General features: G+C 62.9%; 14 protein-coding genes. 8 read left to right on the forward strand and 6 right to left on the reverse strand.

Annotation, left to right across the window (positions count from 1 at the left end; translation table 11 throughout):
• Positions 1-7 precede the first annotated feature (7 nt).
• Positions 8-1,903: a Fe-S protein assembly chaperone HscA gene (gene hscA / locus Q5H93_RS11680; RefSeq protein WP_305006705.1), complete on the reverse strand. Its 1,896-nt coding sequence runs from the start codon at positions 1,901-1,903 to the stop codon at positions 8-10.
• Between the two features lie 166 nt (positions 1,904-2,069).
• Positions 2,070-4,430, reverse strand: coding sequence for a T9SS type A sorting domain-containing protein (locus tag Q5H93_RS11685; protein WP_305006706.1), 2,361 nt, complete (start codon positions 4,428-4,430; stop codon positions 2,070-2,072).
• A gap of 345 nt (positions 4,431-4,775) precedes the next feature.
• Between Q5H93_RS11685 and Q5H93_RS11690 the strand changes: the two genes are divergently transcribed.
• Positions 4,776-5,618, forward strand: coding sequence for a murein L,D-transpeptidase catalytic domain family protein (locus Q5H93_RS11690; protein ID WP_305006707.1), 843 nt, complete (start codon positions 4,776-4,778; stop codon positions 5,616-5,618).
• Positions 5,619-5,718: 100 nt separating this feature from the next.
• Here Q5H93_RS11690 and Q5H93_RS11695 read toward each other — a convergent pair whose 3' ends face one another.
• The 4 genes from Q5H93_RS11695 to Q5H93_RS11710 form a co-directional block, all read right to left on the reverse strand.
• Positions 5,719-6,510, reverse strand: coding sequence for a T9SS type A sorting domain-containing protein (locus Q5H93_RS11695; RefSeq protein WP_305006708.1), 792 nt, complete (start codon positions 6,508-6,510; stop codon positions 5,719-5,721).
• 74 nt (positions 6,511-6,584) lie between these two features.
• Positions 6,585-7,646, reverse strand: a complete 1,062-nt coding sequence (locus Q5H93_RS11700) for an Ldh family oxidoreductase (RefSeq protein WP_305006709.1) — start codon at positions 7,644-7,646, stop codon at positions 6,585-6,587.
• Positions 7,647-7,737: 91 nt separating this feature from the next.
• Positions 7,738-8,685 (reverse strand): Ppx/GppA phosphatase family protein, encoded by a 948-nt coding sequence (locus Q5H93_RS11705; RefSeq protein ID WP_305006710.1) that lies wholly within the window; start codon positions 8,683-8,685, stop codon positions 7,738-7,740.
• A gap of 191 nt (positions 8,686-8,876) precedes the next feature.
• Complete coding sequence (locus Q5H93_RS11710) at positions 8,877-9,761, reverse strand: class I SAM-dependent methyltransferase (RefSeq protein WP_305006711.1); 885 nt, start codon at positions 9,759-9,761, stop codon at positions 8,877-8,879.
• A 198-nt stretch (positions 9,762-9,959) separates the two neighbouring features.
• On the opposite strand from Q5H93_RS11710, the gene Q5H93_RS11715 reads away from it, so the two are divergent.
• The 7 genes from Q5H93_RS11715 (at position 9,960) to Q5H93_RS11745 (ending at position 17,841) form a co-directional block, all read left to right on the forward strand.
• Positions 9,960-11,843, forward strand: a complete 1,884-nt coding sequence (locus tag Q5H93_RS11715) for a peptidoglycan D,D-transpeptidase FtsI family protein (protein ID WP_305006712.1) — start codon at positions 9,960-9,962, stop codon at positions 11,841-11,843.
• Between the two features lie 355 nt (positions 11,844-12,198).
• Positions 12,199-12,999, forward strand: a complete 801-nt coding sequence (gene dapF, locus Q5H93_RS11720) for a diaminopimelate epimerase (RefSeq protein ID WP_305006713.1) — start codon at positions 12,199-12,201, stop codon at positions 12,997-12,999.
• A 103-nt stretch (positions 13,000-13,102) separates the two neighbouring features.
• Positions 13,103-13,603 carry a GNAT family N-acetyltransferase gene (locus Q5H93_RS11725; RefSeq protein ID WP_305006714.1) on the forward strand — a complete coding sequence of 167 codons (501 nt, stop codon included), beginning with the start codon at positions 13,103-13,105 and terminating at the stop codon, positions 13,601-13,603.
• Positions 13,604-13,783: 180 nt separating this feature from the next.
• Positions 13,784-15,061 (forward strand): glycosyltransferase family 1 protein, encoded by a 1,278-nt coding sequence (locus tag Q5H93_RS11730; protein ID WP_305006715.1) that lies wholly within the window; start codon positions 13,784-13,786, stop codon positions 15,059-15,061.
• Between the two features lie 56 nt (positions 15,062-15,117).
• Positions 15,118-16,296 (forward strand): UDP-galactopyranose mutase, encoded by a 1,179-nt coding sequence (gene glf / locus Q5H93_RS11735; protein WP_305006716.1) that lies wholly within the window; start codon positions 15,118-15,120, stop codon positions 16,294-16,296.
• Between the two features lie 150 nt (positions 16,297-16,446).
• Positions 16,447-16,722 (forward strand): hypothetical protein, encoded by a 276-nt coding sequence (locus tag Q5H93_RS11740; RefSeq protein WP_305006717.1) that lies wholly within the window; start codon positions 16,447-16,449, stop codon positions 16,720-16,722.
• Between the two features lie 81 nt (positions 16,723-16,803).
• A complete protein-coding gene (locus tag Q5H93_RS11745) occupies positions 16,804-17,841 on the forward strand; it encodes an acyltransferase family protein (RefSeq protein WP_305006718.1) in 1,038 nt (345 codons plus the stop codon).
• Positions 17,842-17,886: the final 45 nt, after the last annotated feature.

Genomic DNA, 17,886 nt, shown 5'->3' on the forward strand with positions numbered 1-17,886 from the left:
AGGGCGGTTAGCTGATTTTCTTCCCCGTCATCGCCTTCTGGATGGAGATGTTCATCACCCGCTCAGCATAGGGCTTGGTCAACTCGTCCAGCTCGTCCATCGCCTTGAGGATAGGGTCGCGCTCAGTGCCCGTCAGGGTGGCACGGAGTACCTCGGTCTGGGTTTGGGTGGCGGCGATTTCGGTCTCGCTCAGGTACTCGCGGTTTTTCTTGATGAAGTTCTCGACCTGGTACAGCAGCTGCTCGGCCGCCGTGCGGGCCTCGATGACGAGGCGGGCAGCCACGTCCTCCTTGGCATTCAGCAGCGAGTCCATCAGCATCTGCTCTACCTGCTGGTCGGTGAGGCCGTACTGGGGCTTGATGTCGACTTGCTGGCGGGTGTTCGAGCGCAGCTCGATGGCCTCGACCTGCAAGATGCCGTCGGCATTCAGCAGGAAGTTGACGTCGACTTTGGGCAGGCCGGCGGGCATGGCCGGAATGCCGGTGAGGGTGAATTCGCCCAGCTTGCGGTTCTGGCTCACGAGGTCGCGCTCGCCCTGGTAGACGCCAATTTTCAGATTCACCTGGCCGTCGACGCTGGTGGTGTACTGGCGGCCGGCCTTGGTCGGGATTTTCGAGTTGCGGGGGATGATGGGGTCCATGAGCCCGCCCAGGGTTTCGATGCCGAGGGTGAGGGGAGTCACGTCGAGCAGCAGCACGTCGCGGCGGTTGCCGGCCAGGATGTCGGCTTGGATGGCGGCGCCCAGGGCCACTACTTCGTCGGGGTTGAGCGAGTTATTGGCGGGCTGGCCGAAGAACTGGCTCACGCTGTCGTAGACCAGCGGTACGCGGGTGGAGCCGCCGACGAGGAGCACTGCGTCGAGTTTGGGTATTGGGCGTTGGGTATCGGGTGTTGGGTTTTCGGCGTTGGGAAGTTTGGCATCGGCTAGGGCCTGGCGGCAGGCGGCCAGCGTGCGCTCTACTAATGGAGTGATGAGCTCGTTGAATTTCGCCTTGCTCAGCGGCAGCTCGGTTTCGTGGAAGGTGGCCGTGAACTCGTCGTGCTGGCTGAGGTGCTTCTTGGCTTCCTCGGCCAGCAGGCGCAGCTGCTGCTGGGCCTGGGTGTTGTCGTAGAGCACCGGCGCGAGCTGATATTCGCCCGCCCAGTAGTCGTAGATGGCGCGGTCCATATCGTCGCCGCCGAGGTAGGTGTCGCCGTTGGTGCTCAACACCTCGAAGATGCCCTGGTGCAGGCGTAGGATGCTGATGTCGAAGGTGCCGCCGCCGAGGTCGTACACGGCCACGGTTTTCTCCTCGTCGGGGTCGAGGCCGATGCCGTAGGCCAAGGCGGCGGCGGTGGGCTCGTTCACGATGCGCAGCACTTCGAGGCCCGCGAGGCGGCCGGCGTCGCGGGTGGCCTGGCGCTGCGAGTCGTTGAAATACGCCGGCACGGTGATAACGGCCCGGTTCACGGGCGTCTTGAGGGCGTGCTCGGCGCGGTGGCGCAACTCCTTTAGGATTTCGGCGCTCAGCTCGATGGGAGAGTAGAATTTATCGCCGACGCGGATTTTCACCAGTCCTTCCGAGTTGTCGTCAATCACTTTATACCCCATCTGCTCGGCGTGCTCGCCCAGGTCGCGGTAGCTTTTGCCCAGCAGCCTTTTTGCTGAGTATATGGTGTTTTGCGGCTCCGTGAGCAGATATTGCCGGGCCTCGGTGCCGATGATGGGGTCGGGCGCATTCGGCGGGAAATAGACCACCGAGGGCACGATAGTCCCGCGCCCCTGGTCGTTGATGGCGATGGGCTGCTTGGTATCAGGGTGGGCGTAGGCCACGAGGCTATTGGTAGTGCCCAGGTCGATGCCGACGATGATTTCCTCCTTCTGGAGGCTGCCGGTAGAAAGGTTAATCGCAACTTTAGCCATATATGCAAGGCGGGCCGCGTAGCAGCCCGCCGGATAGTCGAAAAATGAGGGAGTGCAAAGGTAACCGGTATGGGGCGCTAGGGTTGGGAGGCTACCCGCAGGCACGAAAAAAAGCCTCTTCCCGTACTGGGAAGAGGCTTTTTGCTTTACTAAAAGTGTCGAAAAGCTAGCGCAGCACCAGCTTGCCGCTCACCTTCAGCTCCGGTAGCGTGAGCTGATAGATACCGGCTGGCAGCACTTTGGCAGGTTTCAGCCACAGCGGGTTCTGGCCGGGGTAGAGCTTCACGGGCTCGCTGTGCACTAGGCGACCGGTGAGGTCGTACACCTGCACGGTGGCAAGCTGCTCGCGGGCGGTGGTCACGGCCAGCTCGATGTGCTCGCTGGTGGTGGGGTTGGGGTACACGCTCAGCTCGGCGCGCTCCAGCGCTTCGGCGCGGGTGGTGGTGGCCAAGGTTTCGCGGCGGCCGGTCATGGCGCCGGTTACCACGGTGGGCGGGGTGTAGGTCACCTTCACGAAGCAGCGCTGGGCCGGATTGGCGGTCGAGTTGTTCTTCGCTTTCAGGGTGTACCAGCCTTCGGCCGTGGGCGTGTAGGAGCCGGTAAGGTTGCCGGTGCCGGTCTGGCTGCTCACCACCGTGCCGGCGCTGTTCATAATAGCCACGCTCAGGCTGCGGGTGGCGTCGGTGGGAAACAGGTTGTAAGCAATGTTCTTATTAGCGCCCACGTAGATGCGGCCCGCCGTGCGGTAGGCCGTGGAGCCCGCCGGCAGCTGCCCGCCCTGCTGCAGCGACGAAGCGTGCGAGTCGCCGAGGTCGTCGGCCAGCTCCCATTCCTGGGTCGTGGCCTTGGCCGGGCGCACGTAGTTATTGCCGATGCCCGTGGGCGCCCACACCGAGTAGCCGCGGCGCCCGCCAGCCGCCGTGCCGTTGCAGGGCGGCGTATTGATGCTGACGGTCTGGCTGCCGCTCACGGTTACGGTCGCGGTTCCGTTGGCGCCCGAGTAGTCCTTGAGCACCGTGCCGGGGGCGAAGTCGCAGCTCACGGTGTTGTTTTGCCAGGAGGCCCAGCTGTCGTTGATGCCGATGATGGCCTTGGTGCTGCGCTCAATCACGAGGTGGTCGGCGGCCTGGTAGCGCACTTTGTAGGCGCCGGCCTTGAAATTCAGGTTCTGGTGGCACCAGATGAGGTTTTCGAGGTCCGAGCGCGTGGGCAGGTCGGTGCTGCTTTTGGGCGAGTGCGTGTAGCGCTTGCCGGTGTTGCCGAGGTTAAACAAATCTTCGAAGAAGATTTGCGGCGAGCCATCCACGGCCAGCGCGGCGGCGTAGGCGGCCGAGAGGCGCGGGTCGAACGGGTCGATGTGCGGGGCCAGCTCCGAGCCGGTGTTCCAGCCGGTGTAGTTGCCGCTGCCGTCGGTCTGAGGGCGGAAGGTGTCGTGGTTGTTCACGAAGGGCACCGTGCGGTGCACGTAGGTGCCGCCGATGTTCACCACCCGCGTGCCCTGCTGCGCACTCGGCAGCGTGCCGATGTTGTAGTTGCCGCCGCCGCTCACGATGCTGTAAATGGCGTTGCGCAACGAGAAATCGAAGGTGCCGGCGCGGTTCTGCACGTTGGCCACCCAGCCGTCCATCTGGCCGCTGCTGCCCACCCATTCGCCCACGGCGTACATGGTGGCGCCGCCGTTGGCCCAACCGGCGTTGCTCTGCAGGTTATAAAGGAAATCCTCCGAGGCAAAGTCCGGGAAGTGCTTCACCGCATCCAGCCGCACGCCGTCAAAGCCGAGCTGCTTCTTGTACCAAATCAGCCAGTTGCGGTTGCCGTTGCGCATGTAGTCGGCGCCTTGCACAGGGTTGAAGGTGGCGTTGGAGCTCTGGCCGTAAGAGCCGTTGTAGTAGCTCACGTCGGGCCCGAAGTACACCGCGTTCCAGTCGCCGCTGGTCGAGTTGTTGCCCGGGTTGGGGTTGAAGTTCTGCCAGTTTTTCGAGAAGCGCCCGCTGCGGGCCAGGTAGTTGGCCGAGGTTTCGGCGCTGGCCGGCGTGGCGTAGCTCACGTAGCGAAAGTTCTTGTACTTGCTGGTCGAGCCGTCTTCCCAGGCGTTGGGGTCCTGCCCGCCCTGACCGGTCGAGGAGCCCGCGCCGTCGTTGTGGTTCAGCACGATGTCCTGCACTACGTCGATGCCGTTGGCGTGCAGAATGGCGATGCCGCGCAGCAGCTCGTCCTTATTGCCCACGCGGGTGTTCAGGAAGCCCTTTTGGTACTTATCGCCGAGGTCGTAGTTGTCGAAGGGCGAGTAGCCGTTGCCCTGGTTCGGGCCCTTGATGTTCGGCGGCATCCACACCGCGTCGATGCCCATCGTTTTGAGGCGCGGGGCTAGGTCGGCGATGTAGTTGGCCCAGCCGTTGGGGTAGTTGTTGTTCCAGTAGTCCCACCAGAAGCCTTGCAGCACAACCTGCTGCGCCTGGGCGGCCGAGGTAGATAAACCCACCAGTACGGCCGCCGCCGCCAATGGGCGGGCGACCGAACGGGGCATAGTAATTCCGAAGAGTTGTTTCATGTGTGGGAATTTTGGGATGAGAAAGTGAAGAAAAATAGTGCGTCGGCTAACGCAGTCCTAAGATAGCAGGTTTATGATTATTTTCCGAAAAGCAATGAGTTATTAACTTTTCCTTATGCCTTAAAATCGAGCAAAATCAGCCAGCCTTGAAGCAGGGGAGAGAGGCCGGAAAGGAAGGCCATTCAATAACAGATGGAATTTTTTGAAGAATTAATGTGTTTAGCCCGACTACGTCGGCTCCGCCTCCGTATAAGACTCTACCTCAGCGGCAGCTTTCATCGCCCGCCGCCGAAATTCCACCTCTTTCAACGCCCCGAAATCATGGAAAAGACCAGTGTAGTGCAGCGCAAGCGTTTCCTGAAGCGGCGGGCCCAGCGGGCCGCCCGACGTGTGCTGCCGTTTTTAGCCTCGTTGTTTCTGGCCACGCCGCTGGCTACCTCGGTCAGTAAGTCGATGGCCGCCACGGCTTCAACCGCCGAAGTGCGGCTGCCGCGCGTGGCCCCCACCAGGGCCATGCTTTTCGACCAGCGCCTGCGCGACCAGTACGCGGCGCTGAATGCAGAATCCCAGGGCCTGCGCTACGAAGTGTTCGAGAAGGCCATGACCGGCTACCTCAACCTGCGTCAGGCCGGCCAACTGGCCGACGACCGCCAGGTGCTGACGGTGGTCGACTTCGACCTGCCCAGCACCGAAAAGCGCCTCTGGGTGTTCGACTTAGCCACGAATGAAACGCTGTTTCACACCCTCGTGGCCCACGGCCACAACACCGGCGAAAACGAAGCCAACAGCTTCTCCAACGTCAACGATAGTAACATGAGCAGCCTGGGCTTCTACGTGACAGGCGACGAGTACGAAGGCAAGCACGGCCACTCCCTGCACCTCAATGGCATGGATGAGGACTTCAACACCAACGCCTACGCCCGTTCCATCGTGATGCATGGCGCTGAGTATGTGAGCGAAGACTTTATCCGCCAATACGGTCGCCTGGGCCGTAGCCTCGGCTGCCCGGCCCTGCCCATGGACCAATACAGCCAGATTATCGACGCCGTGACGGGCGGTACCTGCCTGTTCCTGAATAAGTCGGACGCGGGTTACTCTTCGCGGTACTTAAATCAGGACGCGGCCATTGCGGTAGCATTGCCGGAGGCGGCCCCGATGTCATAGCCCGGTTGCCGCTAGTTTGCGTCGGCAATAAAAACGCCCTTGTAGCTATTACAAGGGCGTTTTTGACTTTTATAAAGATGCCACAATAAGCCAGTAGGGTTTATTGGCGCACCAGCACCCGCTGAATGCGGCCTCCCGCCACTGGGTAGAAATATAATTGATACAGGCCCACCGGCAAGCCCGTGCTGCTGATGGTGGTGGCAGCCGGCACCGTTCCGGCGCAGACCTGGCGGCCGGTGCCGTCGAATACCTCGTAGCGCCCGGTGCCGCTGAGTTGCCAGCCCGTAGTGGCAGGGTTCGGATATACCTGGAGCGCATCGGCTTGCGGGCTCGGGCTGTTGGCTAGGCTCAGTGCCGTCTGGCTCACCCCGTAGAAGTTCACCCGGCTGAGTACGCTGCCCGAACGCCCCGAAATATTAAACCACCAGTACTTCCAGGCGCCCGCTATTTGCTTGCGTACCACTACGTAATCAGTCACGCCATTGCGAAAAAAGCCCCTTCCACCGGTGCCGCCGTTACCCGTCAATACGTACGCCAGATAGGTGCTGCCTCGCTGCCAGCGCAGGCCGCGCCCAATAGGGGCGAGGGCCGCGAAGCGGTGGGCGCTGTCGAACTCCGACGTATCGGTGGCCAGCTCGGTGCCAGCGGATAGTGTACGCATCGTGAACAGTAGCCGGGTCGGCTGGCTTCCGCCCGTCGGGTAGTAATTCCGGTCAGCGAAAGTAAGGTCGGAGATGCCGTCCTGGTCGAGGTCGAAACGGATAGAATCGGAAGTGGCGACGGGCTGCCAGTTGACCGCAACGTACGCGGCCCCGGCAAGATGCACGGTCTGGCCCCGAGCCGGCATGGCGAACAAACCAGCGGCTATCAGCGTGAGGTATATTGCTTTCATGATATGCAGGAAGGTACAGGCTGGTAAAGAAACGTAATTACCAGCACTACTGCAAGCACTACCGATGCCGGGCTCTACAGCCGCACCCCAAACTTCGCCCCCACACCCTCCAAATCACGCACCACCGGCTCCAGCAGTGGAATGCCGTTGAGCAGCCGGGTGGCCGCCATGTTCCGCTCGGGGTCGCCGGGGATGAGCACCTGCTTGCCCGCCACGGCCCGCGACTCGCGGAAGGTTGTTATCCAATTGTCCATGTGGGCTTTGAACTCATCGGCCGGGCGGAACGCATCCACGCGCATGGCGCCGAAGAAATGCCCCAGCCCCTGGCCCACCGGGTTGGCCGACGGCTGCAGAAAGGCCACGAACGGCGGTACCCAGGGCCCGTAGTTCGCGCCGCTGAGCACGGCCGAGAAAATATCGACCACTGCGCCCAGGCCGTAGCCTTTGTGCGAGCCGGTTTCGCCGCCCAGGGGCTGCAGGGCGCCGCCGTTTTTCACGGCGTTGGCATCGGTGCTGGGCTGGCCTTCGGCGTCCTGCGCCCAGCCGTTGGGGATGGGCAGGTTTTTGCGCTGGGCAATTTCGAGCTTGCCGTTGGCGGCGGTGGTGGTGGCCATGTCGAGCACGAAATCGGGCTGCTCACCGGCGGGTACGGCCACGGCAATGGGGTTGGTTCCCAGTAGTCTGTCGAGTGAATAGGTGGGCGCCACCAGCGGCGAGGCGTTGGTCATGGCCAGGCCAATCATGTCGTGGGCCAGGGCCAGCATGGCGTGGTAGCCGGCAATACCGAAGTGGTTGGAGTTCTTCACCGACACCCAGCCCGTGCCCACCTGCTGGGCTTTTTCGATGGCAATTTTCATGGCCTTCGGGCCCACCACCAAACCCAGGCCGCCATCGCCATCGACCACGGCCGTGCTGGGCGTTTCGTAGGTCACGCCCACTCTGGGGCTGGCGTTGATGCGGCCGGCCTCCCAGAGGCGCACGTAGCCCACCAGCCGGGCCACGCCGTGCGAGTCGATGCCGCGCAAATCGGCCGAAAGCAGGGTTTCGGTGGCGAGGGTGGCGTCGGCTTCGGGGCAGCCGATGGCGTGGAAAATGCTTTCGGTGAAGGTGAAAAGCTGGGCGTAGGAGAAGGTCATTTTGAGTAGGGTAGGAGGGTAGGAGGGTAGGAGGGTAGGAGGGTAGGAGGGCGCTTGGAATTCACTCCTGCCCTCTTACGCTCCTACCATCCTACCCCAGTAACAGCTCCGCCAGCAAACCTTCCTTGAGTGCGTAAGCCGAGGTTTGGATGCGCGTCAGGCCGTAAGTAGTCAGCACGTAGTCAATGAGAATGCTGGCCACCACCAGCATGTCGGCCCGCATCGGGAACATGCCGGGCAGGGCCACGCGCTGCTCGTGTTTGAGGCTGAGCAGGTGGCGCAGAGTTGACTGGAAGCTGGCCAACGCCAGTTCGGTCACGGGCGGCTGCTCGGCCTCGGTGCGAACGACGCCCAACTGCATGTCGGCCAGCGTGTCGAAGCTGCCGGAGGCACCCACCAGGCTTACCGGCCGAAACTCGGCCACGGCCGCCGTGAGTGGAGCCAGCACCCCGGCCAGGTACTCGCGCTCGGCGGCCACGCTGGCGGCGGGCATAATGCCGTCGAAGGGCGTGAAAAACTTGTCGAGCAGCCGTTGAGCACCGATTTCAAAGCTCTGCTTCCAAAAAATCGTCGTCTGATTGGCAATAATGAATTCCGTGGAGCCGCCGCCCACATCCATCAGCAAATGCAGCTCCGGCCCGAGGTCCACGGCCCGGCGGATGCCGGCGCAGATGAGCTCGGCCTCGCGGGCGCCGGCAATTACTTCGACCTGAATACCAGTCTGCTCGAAGATGTCGCGCACCAGCTGCGGGCCGTTTTTCGACACGCGCATGGCGCTGGTGGCCGTGGCCTTCACCTCCGTTACGCTGTGCAGGTCAATTTCTTCCTTGAAGCCATTGATGGTGTGCAGCGCCCGCGAGTAGGCGGCCGGCGCAATCTCGCCTTTGCTGATGCCGCCTTCGCCCAGACGCACGCCGGCCTTGGTGCGCAGCAGCTCGTGCGGTGGCTGGCCGGGCGTGGTGGGCAGCTCCACGATGAGCAGGTGAAAGGTGTTGGTGCCCATGTCGATGAGGGCGAGGCGGCGAGGGTGCGGGTGCATGAGAGAACGAAAACTCCCCTCCTTGGAAAGGAGGGGATGTTCAGCCGCAGGCTGAACGGGGGTGGTTGAAGTCGGCAGGGCTTTCGCGCCGAAAGAGAATAGTATTGCAAACGGCGCGGACGGGCGAACCACCCCCGTTCGCGCCTCTTCGGCGCTCACATCCCCTCCTTTCCAAGGAGGGGAGTTCGTGCTTACGTTGCGAAGCGGCAGAACGTGCCCAGCGGTAATTTCCGCTGCCCGGCATCGTGCAGGTAAATCTCGCCCAGCTCGCGCACAGCCTTTTGGCCGGGGAAAATGGCCGTCACGAGGTTATCCAGAATCAGGGCCGAGAAGCCCAGCGAATACAGGTTGACTACGAAGAAATGGTCCTCAGGGTCGAGCAGCTGCTGGCTGAGCTTGAGCATCTCGTTGAGCTCGTCTTCGAGCTGCCATTTCTCGCCGTTCGGGCCGCGGCCGTAGGCGGGCGGGTCGAGGATGAGGCCCTGGTACTTGGAGCCGCGCTTTACTTCGCGGCGCACGTATTTCATGGCGTCTTCTACCAGCCAGCGCACGCCGTCGAGCTGGCTGGCTTCCATGTTGTCGCGGGCCCAGAAGTTGACTTGCTTGACGGAGTCGAGGTGCGTTACGTCGGCGCCGGCGGCGCGGGCGGCCAGGGTGGCGGCGCCGGTGTAGGCAAAAAGGTTGAGCACGCGCGGTTGGGCGGCGCGGCGGGCGCGGGTCTGGTTGTAGATGAACTGCCAGTTGGGGTCCTGCTCCGGGAACAGGCCAACGTGCTTGAACGACGACAAGCCGAGGCGGAAGCGCAGCTTCAGGCCGTCGGGGCGCTGGTAGTCAATGACCCACTGCTCGGGCATGCTGGGCTTGAGGCGCCACTGGCCCTTCTCGGCGCTGCCGGGGGTGCGCACGAAGGCCGCATCGGCGCGCTCCCATTCCTTGAGCGGCAGGTGCGGGTCCCAGATGGCCTGCGGCTCGGGCCGGGCCAGCAGGTACTTGCCGAAGCGTTCGAGCTTTTGGAAGTTGCCCGAATCCACGAGTTCGTAATCGGGCCAGGGCGAGGTGGTGAGGAAGTCGTACAAAATCAACAGCGGATGAGCGGGCAAAAATACGGATAACGTAGGGGAGGGGCTCGGCTTACGCCTTCCTTACGGTTGCCGTCGCTCGAAGTCAGCGTGCTACACCGATTCAACTTCCTCACAATCCTGTTCGAACCGTAATTGCCGGCCTTCACCGAGAAGCCTACGCCCAGCCAAGGAATAGCCCGGTACCTTTGCAGGATGGTTGTCGGAAAATGGAAATTCAGTTGGGTTTGGCTGGTAGTCCTGGCGGCGCTGGGCGCCTGCTCGACGCCGGACGACCCCGCCGCCCCGCCCGAAGAACCCTACTTCAACTGCCGCGAAGAATACCACCCCACCCGCGGCCGCATCTACGACCGCCACGACTCGCTGCTGGTGACCAACGCTGTGCACTACACCTTACTGCTGCCGCGCCTGCCGAAGTTCGATTCGGTAGCCTTCAACAAGCTGCTGGGCTGGCCCGCCGGGGCCGTGCAGGCCCGCTGCGCCGCCAACCGCACCCCGCCCGCCTACCCGCCCCGGCTGCTGCGCGATACGGCCGGCGTGTTCCTGCCGCCTGTCGACCCACCCAGGCCGCGCCCCCGCTGGCAGCGCTGGCCCGTGCCCCTGACGCTCACGGCTCCCGAGGCCGCTGCCTTACGCGAAAAGCAGGCTAAATGGCCCGGTCTGACGATAATAGAGCAGCGCGGCCGCGGCTACCGCACCCGCGTGGCCGCGCCGGTGCTGGGCTACACCACGCAGTCGGCCGCCGCTTTCCTGCAGCAGGCCCAGGCGGCCGGCCGCGGCCGCTACGTGCAGCGCCTGCGCAACGGCGGCGTCGAGAGCTACTATAATGCCCTGCTGGCCGGTCACTGGGGCGCTTACCACCCCATCACCGACGGCCACGGCCGCGTGCACGGCTCCTGGGCCGCCGATACCGTGTACCGCCCCGGCCAGGATTTGCACCTCAGCCTCGACGTAAAATTGCAGGCCTACGCCGAGAAGCTGCTGGGCGAGCGCCGCGGCTACGTGGTGGCACTGGAGCCCGCCACCGGCGAAATCCTGTGCTACGTGTCGGCCCCCACCTACGACCCCGCCGTGCTCACCACGCCCGTCCACAGCCGCGAGCGCCGCAATTTATTGCTCAGCGACGACCAGCCGCTGCTTAACCGGCCGGCGCTGCTGGCCAACCCGCCGGGCTCGGTGTTCAAAGTGGTGAATGCGGCCGTGGCCATGCAGCTGGGCGCCATCCCGGCCGATACTACGTTCTATTGCGACCAGTCGCTGGTCAACTGCGTGCACGACCACCCCACGGCCCGCAACATCACCCAGGCCCTGAAATACAGCTGCAATCCGTATTTCTACCAGGTGATGCGCACACTCGTCAACCGCCAGCCGGGGCGCGACACCTGCGCCGCCCGCCACCAGAACCTGGCCCTCTGGACGCGCTACGTGCGCTCCTTCGGCCTCGACACGCTGCTGGGCGTCGACGTCACCCGCGAGCGGCCCGGCTACATCCCCGCCCCGCGCCACTACGACCGGCTCTACGGTGCCTGCACCTGGAAATACCCCACCATCGCCTCGCTCAGCATCGGCCAGGGCGAAATCAACCTCACCGGCCTGCAAACCGCCAACGTGATGGCCTGCATCGCCAACCGCGGCTGGTATGTGGTGCCGCACCTGGTGCGCGCCGTGGGCAATTCGGGCCAGCCGCTGCCGCGCTTTCAGAGCCGGCACCGCACGCTGGTCGATAGCGTGCACCTGGCGGCGCTGGTGCCCGGCATGGTGGCGGCCATGCAGCGCGGCGGCACCGCCTCGCTGGCCAATCTCAGCGACGTCGGCATCACGGTAGCCGGCAAAACCGGTACCGTGCAAAACGACGAGGGCGACGACCACGCCGCCTTCGCCGGCTTCGCCCCGGCCGACAAGCCGCAAATCGTGGTGGCCGTGTACATCGAAAATGCCGGTTTTGGCGGGCTCTCGGCGGCCCCTTTCGGAGCCCTGCTCATCGAAAAATACCTGCGCGGCAAAATTGCCCCCAAGCGCAAGCGCTGGGACTGGTGGCTGCGCTGCGGCGACCTGGCCAGCCAGGGGCAGGACGAATAACAGGGTAGGGGCCTTAAGCTGACTTACCGATGCCACAAAATTCTGTTACAAGAAAATTTGTGGCACAGCTTACCACAAATTTTCTTAATTGAAAAATTTGTGGCATTCGACACGCATCGCTGTGGCCGGGAGCGCTGGGCAGCCAAAGACAGGACGAATAACTCCATCTGTTACGTCTAGCGGGTCGGCCTCGTAGACCTCACCCCCAGCCCCTCTCCCGTGGAGAGGGGAGCCTGACGACTACCGAACAACTCGTGACCGCGCAGAACCCGCTCCCCTCTCCGCGGGAGAGGGGCCGGGGGTGAGGTTCGCACTTCCTGCCGACCTTTGCGCTCTCCGCTGTTGATTTCTGCTGATGAACTTCCACAAATACCACGGCACCGGCAACGACTTCGTCATGATTGACGACCGCGCCGAAGCCTTCGACCTCACCGACCAAGCCCGCATTGCCCACCTCTGCCACCGCCGCTTCGGCATCGGGGCCGATGGGCTTATCCTGCTGCGCAACCGCGAAGGCTACGACTTCGAAATGGTGTATTTCAACTCCGACGGCCGCCCCAGCTCCATGTGCGGCAACGGCGGCCGCTGCACTGTGGCCTTCGCCAAATTTCTCGGCGTCATCAACAACGAAACCACCTTCCTGGCCGTGGACGGCCCCCACGAGGCCCGCGTCGAAGCCGACGGCACCGTGCGCCTCAAGATGCAGGACGTGGCCCCGGCCCAGCCCGCCCCGGTGTACGACGAGCTCGGCGACGTGTACCTGCACACCGGCTCGCCCCACCACGTCCGCTTCCTCGACGTGAGCGAGGGCCACTCGCTCGCCGAGTTCGACGTGTTTGGCCAGGGCCACGAAATTCGCTACGACCAGGCCTACGACCCCGCCGGCACCAACGTCAACTTTGTGGAAGCCCCCGTAGAGCCCGGCCAGCCCTGGGCCGTGCGCACCTACGAGCGCGGTGTGGAAAACGAAACCTATAGCTGCGGCACCGGCGTCACAGCCGTGGCCCTGGCCGCCAGCACGCTCGGCGCCACCTCGCCGGTGCGCCTGAGCACGCCGGGCGGCCTGTTGGAGGTGACTTTCGAACAACACGCCACCGGGTTTTCGGACGTATGGTTGAGCGGGCCAGCCGTGCAGGTGTTTTCGGGAAAAATTTAAGGTTTTCACCGCAGAGGACGCGGAGGTTTTCGCAGAAGAACGTCCTCTGCATCTTCTGCGAAAACCTCCGCGTCCTCTGCGGTGAAAAAATGTCTGCCAACCCATGATTCGCCTCCGCGCCCTCGAACCCGACGACCTCGATTTCCTCTACGCGCTGGAAAACGACCCCGGCATCTGGGGCGTCTCGGATACGCTGGTGCCCGTGTCGCGCCACGCCCTGCGCGAGTATCTGGCCCACGCCACGGCGGATTTCTACGTAGTGCGCCAGCTGCGCCTCGTGGTAATTACTGAAAATGACGGCCGCGCCGTGGGAGTCGCCGACCTCTTCGACTTCGACCCGCTGCACCAGCGGGCGGGCGTCGGCATCACCATTCTGGGCACCGAGCGGGAGCAGGGCTACGCCCGGCAGGCCCTCGAATTGCTGAAGCAGCACGCCCGGCAGGTGCTGCGTTTGCACCAGTTGTACGCTACGGTGGGGGTTGATAATCAGGCTAGCCTGCAGCTATTCCGGCAGCTGGGGTTTCGGGAAGTAGGCACGCGGCAGCAGTGGCTGCGCACCGCCGCCGGCTGGCTCGATGCCGTTGAGTGGCAATATCTTTTATAGTAGCTCCGGTCAGCTCTTTACTGCGGGAAGCTCGGCTGTAGGCGACTGGCATATAGCACTATGTGCCCGGTCTGGGTATATCCTTTAGCGGGACACATCCGTATAGGGTGGCAAGCGCCTTGGTAGAGTATCGGAGACTCTGCCGTTGCGGCGCGAAACCTTCTTTTCCTGCTGTTCTTCATGCCGCTTTCTACTCCAGCGGAGGTGCCTTCGCGCGCCTCTGCTAATGCTGCCCAAAATGGCGAACAAACCGCCAAAACTGCCGACAACCAAGAGTATACCTTGCCGGATTTGGTGTGCTTTGCGCACCTGAACTGGGATTTTGTGTGGCAGCGCCCCCAACACCTGATGACGCGCTTCGCCCAGCACGGCCGGGTGTTTTACGTCGAGGAAGCCTTCTACCACAACGACGACCTCATCGAGCCGCACATGGAGGTGAAGGAGCGGCAAAATGGCCTGAAAGTGCTGGTAGTGCACCTGCCTAATAAGCTCCGCGCCGATGAAGCCACCGCCGAGCAGGCCCAGTTTGAGGTGCTGAGCAAGTACTTCGACCAGAACGGCATCGAAAAGTACATCTTCTGGTACTACACGCCGATGGCGCTGGGTAAGTCGCGCTTCTTCAAGCCTATGCTGACGGTGTACGACTGCATGGACGAACTGGCGGCTTTCAAATTTGCCCCGCCCGAGCTGAAAAAGCGTGAGCAAGACCTGTTCCAACAGGCCGACCTCGTTTTTACCGGCGGCCACACGCTCTACGAAGCCAAGCGCGAGCAACACCCCGACGCGCACCCTTTCCCGAGCAGCATCGACAAAGCCCACTTTGGCCAGGCCCGCCAGGAAATGCCCGAGCCCGCCGACCAGGCCGGCATTGCCCATCCGCGCATCGGCTTCTTCGGCGTGGTAGACGAACGGCTGGACATTGAGCTGCTCGGCGAGCTGGCAGTGAACCATCCCGAGTGGCAGTTTGTCATAATCGGACCAGTCGTCAAGATTGACCCGGCCACCCTGCCCCGCACGAGTAACATTCACTACCTCGGCGGCAAAGACTATCAGGAACTGCCGGCTTATTTACGTGGATGGGACGTGGCCACGCTGCTTTTCGCCGACAACGAAAGCACCAAGTTTATTTCGCCCACCAAAACCCCTGAGTATCTGGCCGCCGGTCGCCCCGTGGTGAGCACGCCCATCCGCGACGTGGTGCGGCCCTACGGCGAGCTGAACCTCGTGCAGATTGCCGCCAACGCCCCGGATTTCGGCGCCGCTATCGCCAAAGCCCTGACCCAGACACAGGACGCCGACTGGCGCCAGCGCACCGACGACTACCTCGCCACCATCAGCTGGGACCAGACCTGGCAGCAGATGCTGGCCCTGATGACGCAGCGCCTCGCCGCCAAGGCCCACGAATCGGACGCCGCCAGCGCCCCCCGCAGCCAGACTGCTGACGTAGCCGCGGTCTGATTTTTAACCAGATATCTACTTCACTTCCTTTTTCAACCATTCCGAAAACAAGCGCCATGTTTGATTATCTTATCGTCGGTGCCGGTTTTGCCGGCAGCGTGCTGGCCGAGCGGCTGGCTACCCGCAGCAACAAAAAAGTGCTGATTATCGACAAGCGCAGCCACATCGGTGGCAATGCCTACGACCATTATAATGAGGATGGTATCCTGGTGCACAAGTACGGTCCACACATCTTTCACACCAACTCGAAAGACGTGTTCGACTATCTCGGCCGCTTCACCGACTGGCGCCCCTACGAACACCGCGTGCTCGCCTCCGTGGATGGCCAGATGGTGCCCATGCCCATCAACCTCGACACCATCAACAAGCTCTACGGCCTCAGCCTGACCAGCTTCGAGGTGGAGCAGTTTTTCGAGTCGGTGGCTGAGAAGGTGGACGTCATCAAGACCTCGGAAGACGTGGTAGTGAGCAAAGTAGGCCGCGAGCTGTACAACAAGTTTTTCAAGAACTACACCAACAAGCAGTGGGGCCTCGACCCCTCGCAGCTCGATAAATCGGTGACCAGCCGCGTGCCCACCCGCACCAACCGCGACGACCGTTACTTCACCGATACCTACCAGGCCATGCCCCTGCACGGCTACACCCGGATGTTCGAGAAAATGCTCGACCACCCTAACATCAAGGTGATGCTCAATACCGACTACCACGAGGTGATGAGCTTCATTCCCTTTAAGGAGATGATTTTCACAGGCCCGGTGGACGAGTATTTCGACTATAAATTCGGCAAGCTGCCCTACCGGTCGCTCGAATTTAAGCACGAAACGCTGAGCAAGGAAAAGCACCTCGCCGCGCCGGTGGTGAACTACCCCAACGAAAACCTCTACACGCGCATCACCGAGTTTAAGGCCCTCACCGGCCAGGAGCACCCCAAAACGGCCCTCGTGTACGAATACCCGCAGGCCGAGGGCGACCCGTACTATCCCATCCCGATGCCCGAAAATGCCGAGCTGTACAACAAGTACAAGAAGCTGGCCGATGAGACGCCCAACGTGCATTTCGTGGGCCGCCTCGCCACCTATAAGTACTACAACATGGACCAGGTGGTGGCCCAGGCCCTGACGCTCTACAAGAAGCTGACGGAGAAGGAAGACGCCGCCAAGCCCAAGCGCCCCGCCATTTCGGGCAGCACCGCGCTGGTGGAGCAACTCGTGAACCGCGCCCCGAAGCAGGAGTAGTACAATTGCCGGTCATTTCCAAGAAAAGCCCTTTCCCGCCCCGGAAAGGGCTTTTTGCTGCCCCCAATCCCGGCCTCATTAAACTTCCGCCGCTAAACTCCATCCAAGCCCCATAATCCTCCGGATTTCACCCTTTAAATCTAATTCGCCATGTCACTTCGCACTGTGTTTTCGGCTTTGATTATTGCGTTGTCTGCGTGGACGGCCCTGCCCGCCCAGGCGCAGTACGGCTACTACCGCTACCCCCGGCCGCGCCGGGTGGTGTACGTAGCGCCGCCCCGGCCAGTGTATTATGCGCCGGTAGTGCCGGTGTATGTTGCCCCGGTGGCACCCGTGGTGGTGGCCCCGGCGCCGGTTATCGTGCGGGCGCGGCCCTTGTGGCGGCCCCGGCCGGTAGTGGTGGTGCGGGGCGGGCGCCGCTGGTAGCTGCTGCCCACGCCTGGCACAAGCACTTTCTGCAAAATTTGGTAGGCGCTGCCCCCGGGCAGCGCCTATTTTTGTGCCCTTATGCAGCATCCCGCCCGCGCTACCAATAATTTCGATGCCGTGCGGCTGGTGCTGGCATTTATTGTGGTGGCCTGCCATTTGGGCATCCTCACCGAGCGGCCCGAATATCGGCCCATCACGGCCTGGTTGTCGTCCAACTTCGCGGTGAAGGGCTTTTTCGTGCTCAGTGGCTACCTCGTGAGCCTCAGTTACGGGCGCAGCCGCTCGCTGGCCGATTACGCCGAGAAGCGCGCCCGGCGCATTTACCCGGCTTACGCCGTAACTATCCTGGTGAGTGCGGTGCTGGGGCTGCTGGCGAGCACGCTGCCGGTGGGGGAGTACCTGGCCAGCCGGGCCACCTGGAAATACCTGGCTGCCAACCTCACGTTTCTGAATTTCCTGCAGCCCACGCTGCCCGGCGCCTTCGCAAACCACCCCGTCACGGTGCTCAATGGCTCGCTCTGGACCATCAAGGTGGAGCTGTGCCTCTACGCCTGCGTACCCGCCCTGGCCTGGGCGCTGCGCAAGTGGGGGCCGTACGTGACGGTGGCCTTGTGCCTGGCCGCCATGCAGCTGTGGCTGCTGGTGTTGCAGCTGAAGCTGCCCATCAGCACCCAGTTGATGGGGGAATTGGGCCGGCAGTTTCCGGCGCAGCTGTATTTCTTCGGGCTGGGGGCGGCGTTTGCGCATGCGCGGGGCTGGCAGCCGCATCTGGGGAAGGTGCTGCTGGGGGCGGCGGTGCTTACCGGCCTGGGCTGGAACCTGCCCTGGGCGCGGGCGGTGGTAGAGCCGGTATTCTTTGCCGCGCTGGTGCTGTGGGCGGCCTTGCGGCTGCCGGTGCAGCTACCGGCCGGGCGCTGGGGCGACTTCTCCTACGGGGCTTATCTGTTGCACTTTCCGCTGATTCAGTTCCTGGTTTTTCTGGGGCTGTTTCGTGGGAATGCCTGGCTGGGGGCGGTCGTGGCAACGGGCGTGGTGCTGGCGGCGGCGGCCCTGATGTGGCATCTGGTGGAGAAGCGCTGGCTGAAACGGACGGTGAATGTGGAAAAGACGCCATAAACCAGCACGTCATCCTGAGGCGCGGAGCGGCGAAAGGACCTCGCC

The sequence above is a fragment of the Hymenobacter aranciens genome, assembly GCF_030580865.1.
GTDB lineage: Bacteria > Bacteroidota > Bacteroidia > Cytophagales > Hymenobacteraceae > Hymenobacter > Hymenobacter aranciens.

Excerpts from the sequence above, each read along its gene's own strand:
- hscA (WP_305006705.1), bottom strand. The coding sequence starts at position 1,903 with ATGGCTAAAGTTGCGATTAACCTTTCTACCGGCAGCCTCCAGAAGGAG.
- Q5H93_RS11685 (WP_305006706.1), bottom strand. The coding sequence starts at position 4,430 with ATGCCCCGTTCGGTCGCCCGCCCATTGGCGGCGGCGGCCGTACTGGTG.
- Q5H93_RS11690 (WP_305006707.1), top strand. The coding sequence starts at position 4,776 with ATGGAAAAGACCAGTGTAGTGCAGCGCAAGCGTTTCCTGAAGCGGCGG.
- Q5H93_RS11695 (WP_305006708.1), bottom strand. The coding sequence starts at position 6,510 with ATGAAAGCAATATACCTCACGCTGATAGCCGCTGGTTTGTTCGCCATG.
- Q5H93_RS11700 (WP_305006709.1), bottom strand. The coding sequence starts at position 7,646 with ATGACCTTCTCCTACGCCCAGCTTTTCACCTTCACCGAAAGCATTTTC.
- Q5H93_RS11705 (WP_305006710.1), bottom strand. The coding sequence starts at position 8,685 with ATGCACCCGCACCCTCGCCGCCTCGCCCTCATCGACATGGGCACCAAC.
- Q5H93_RS11715 (WP_305006712.1), top strand. The coding sequence starts at position 9,960 with ATGGTTGTCGGAAAATGGAAATTCAGTTGGGTTTGGCTGGTAGTCCTG.
- dapF (WP_305006713.1), top strand. The coding sequence starts at position 12,199 with ATGAACTTCCACAAATACCACGGCACCGGCAACGACTTCGTCATGATT.
- Q5H93_RS11725 (WP_305006714.1), top strand. The coding sequence starts at position 13,103 with ATGATTCGCCTCCGCGCCCTCGAACCCGACGACCTCGATTTCCTCTAC.
- Q5H93_RS11730 (WP_305006715.1), top strand. The coding sequence starts at position 13,784 with ATGCCGCTTTCTACTCCAGCGGAGGTGCCTTCGCGCGCCTCTGCTAAT.
- glf (WP_305006716.1), top strand. The coding sequence starts at position 15,118 with ATGTTTGATTATCTTATCGTCGGTGCCGGTTTTGCCGGCAGCGTGCTG.
- Q5H93_RS11740 (WP_305006717.1), top strand. The coding sequence starts at position 16,447 with ATGTCACTTCGCACTGTGTTTTCGGCTTTGATTATTGCGTTGTCTGCG.
- Q5H93_RS11745 (WP_305006718.1), top strand. The coding sequence starts at position 16,804 with ATGCAGCATCCCGCCCGCGCTACCAATAATTTCGATGCCGTGCGGCTG.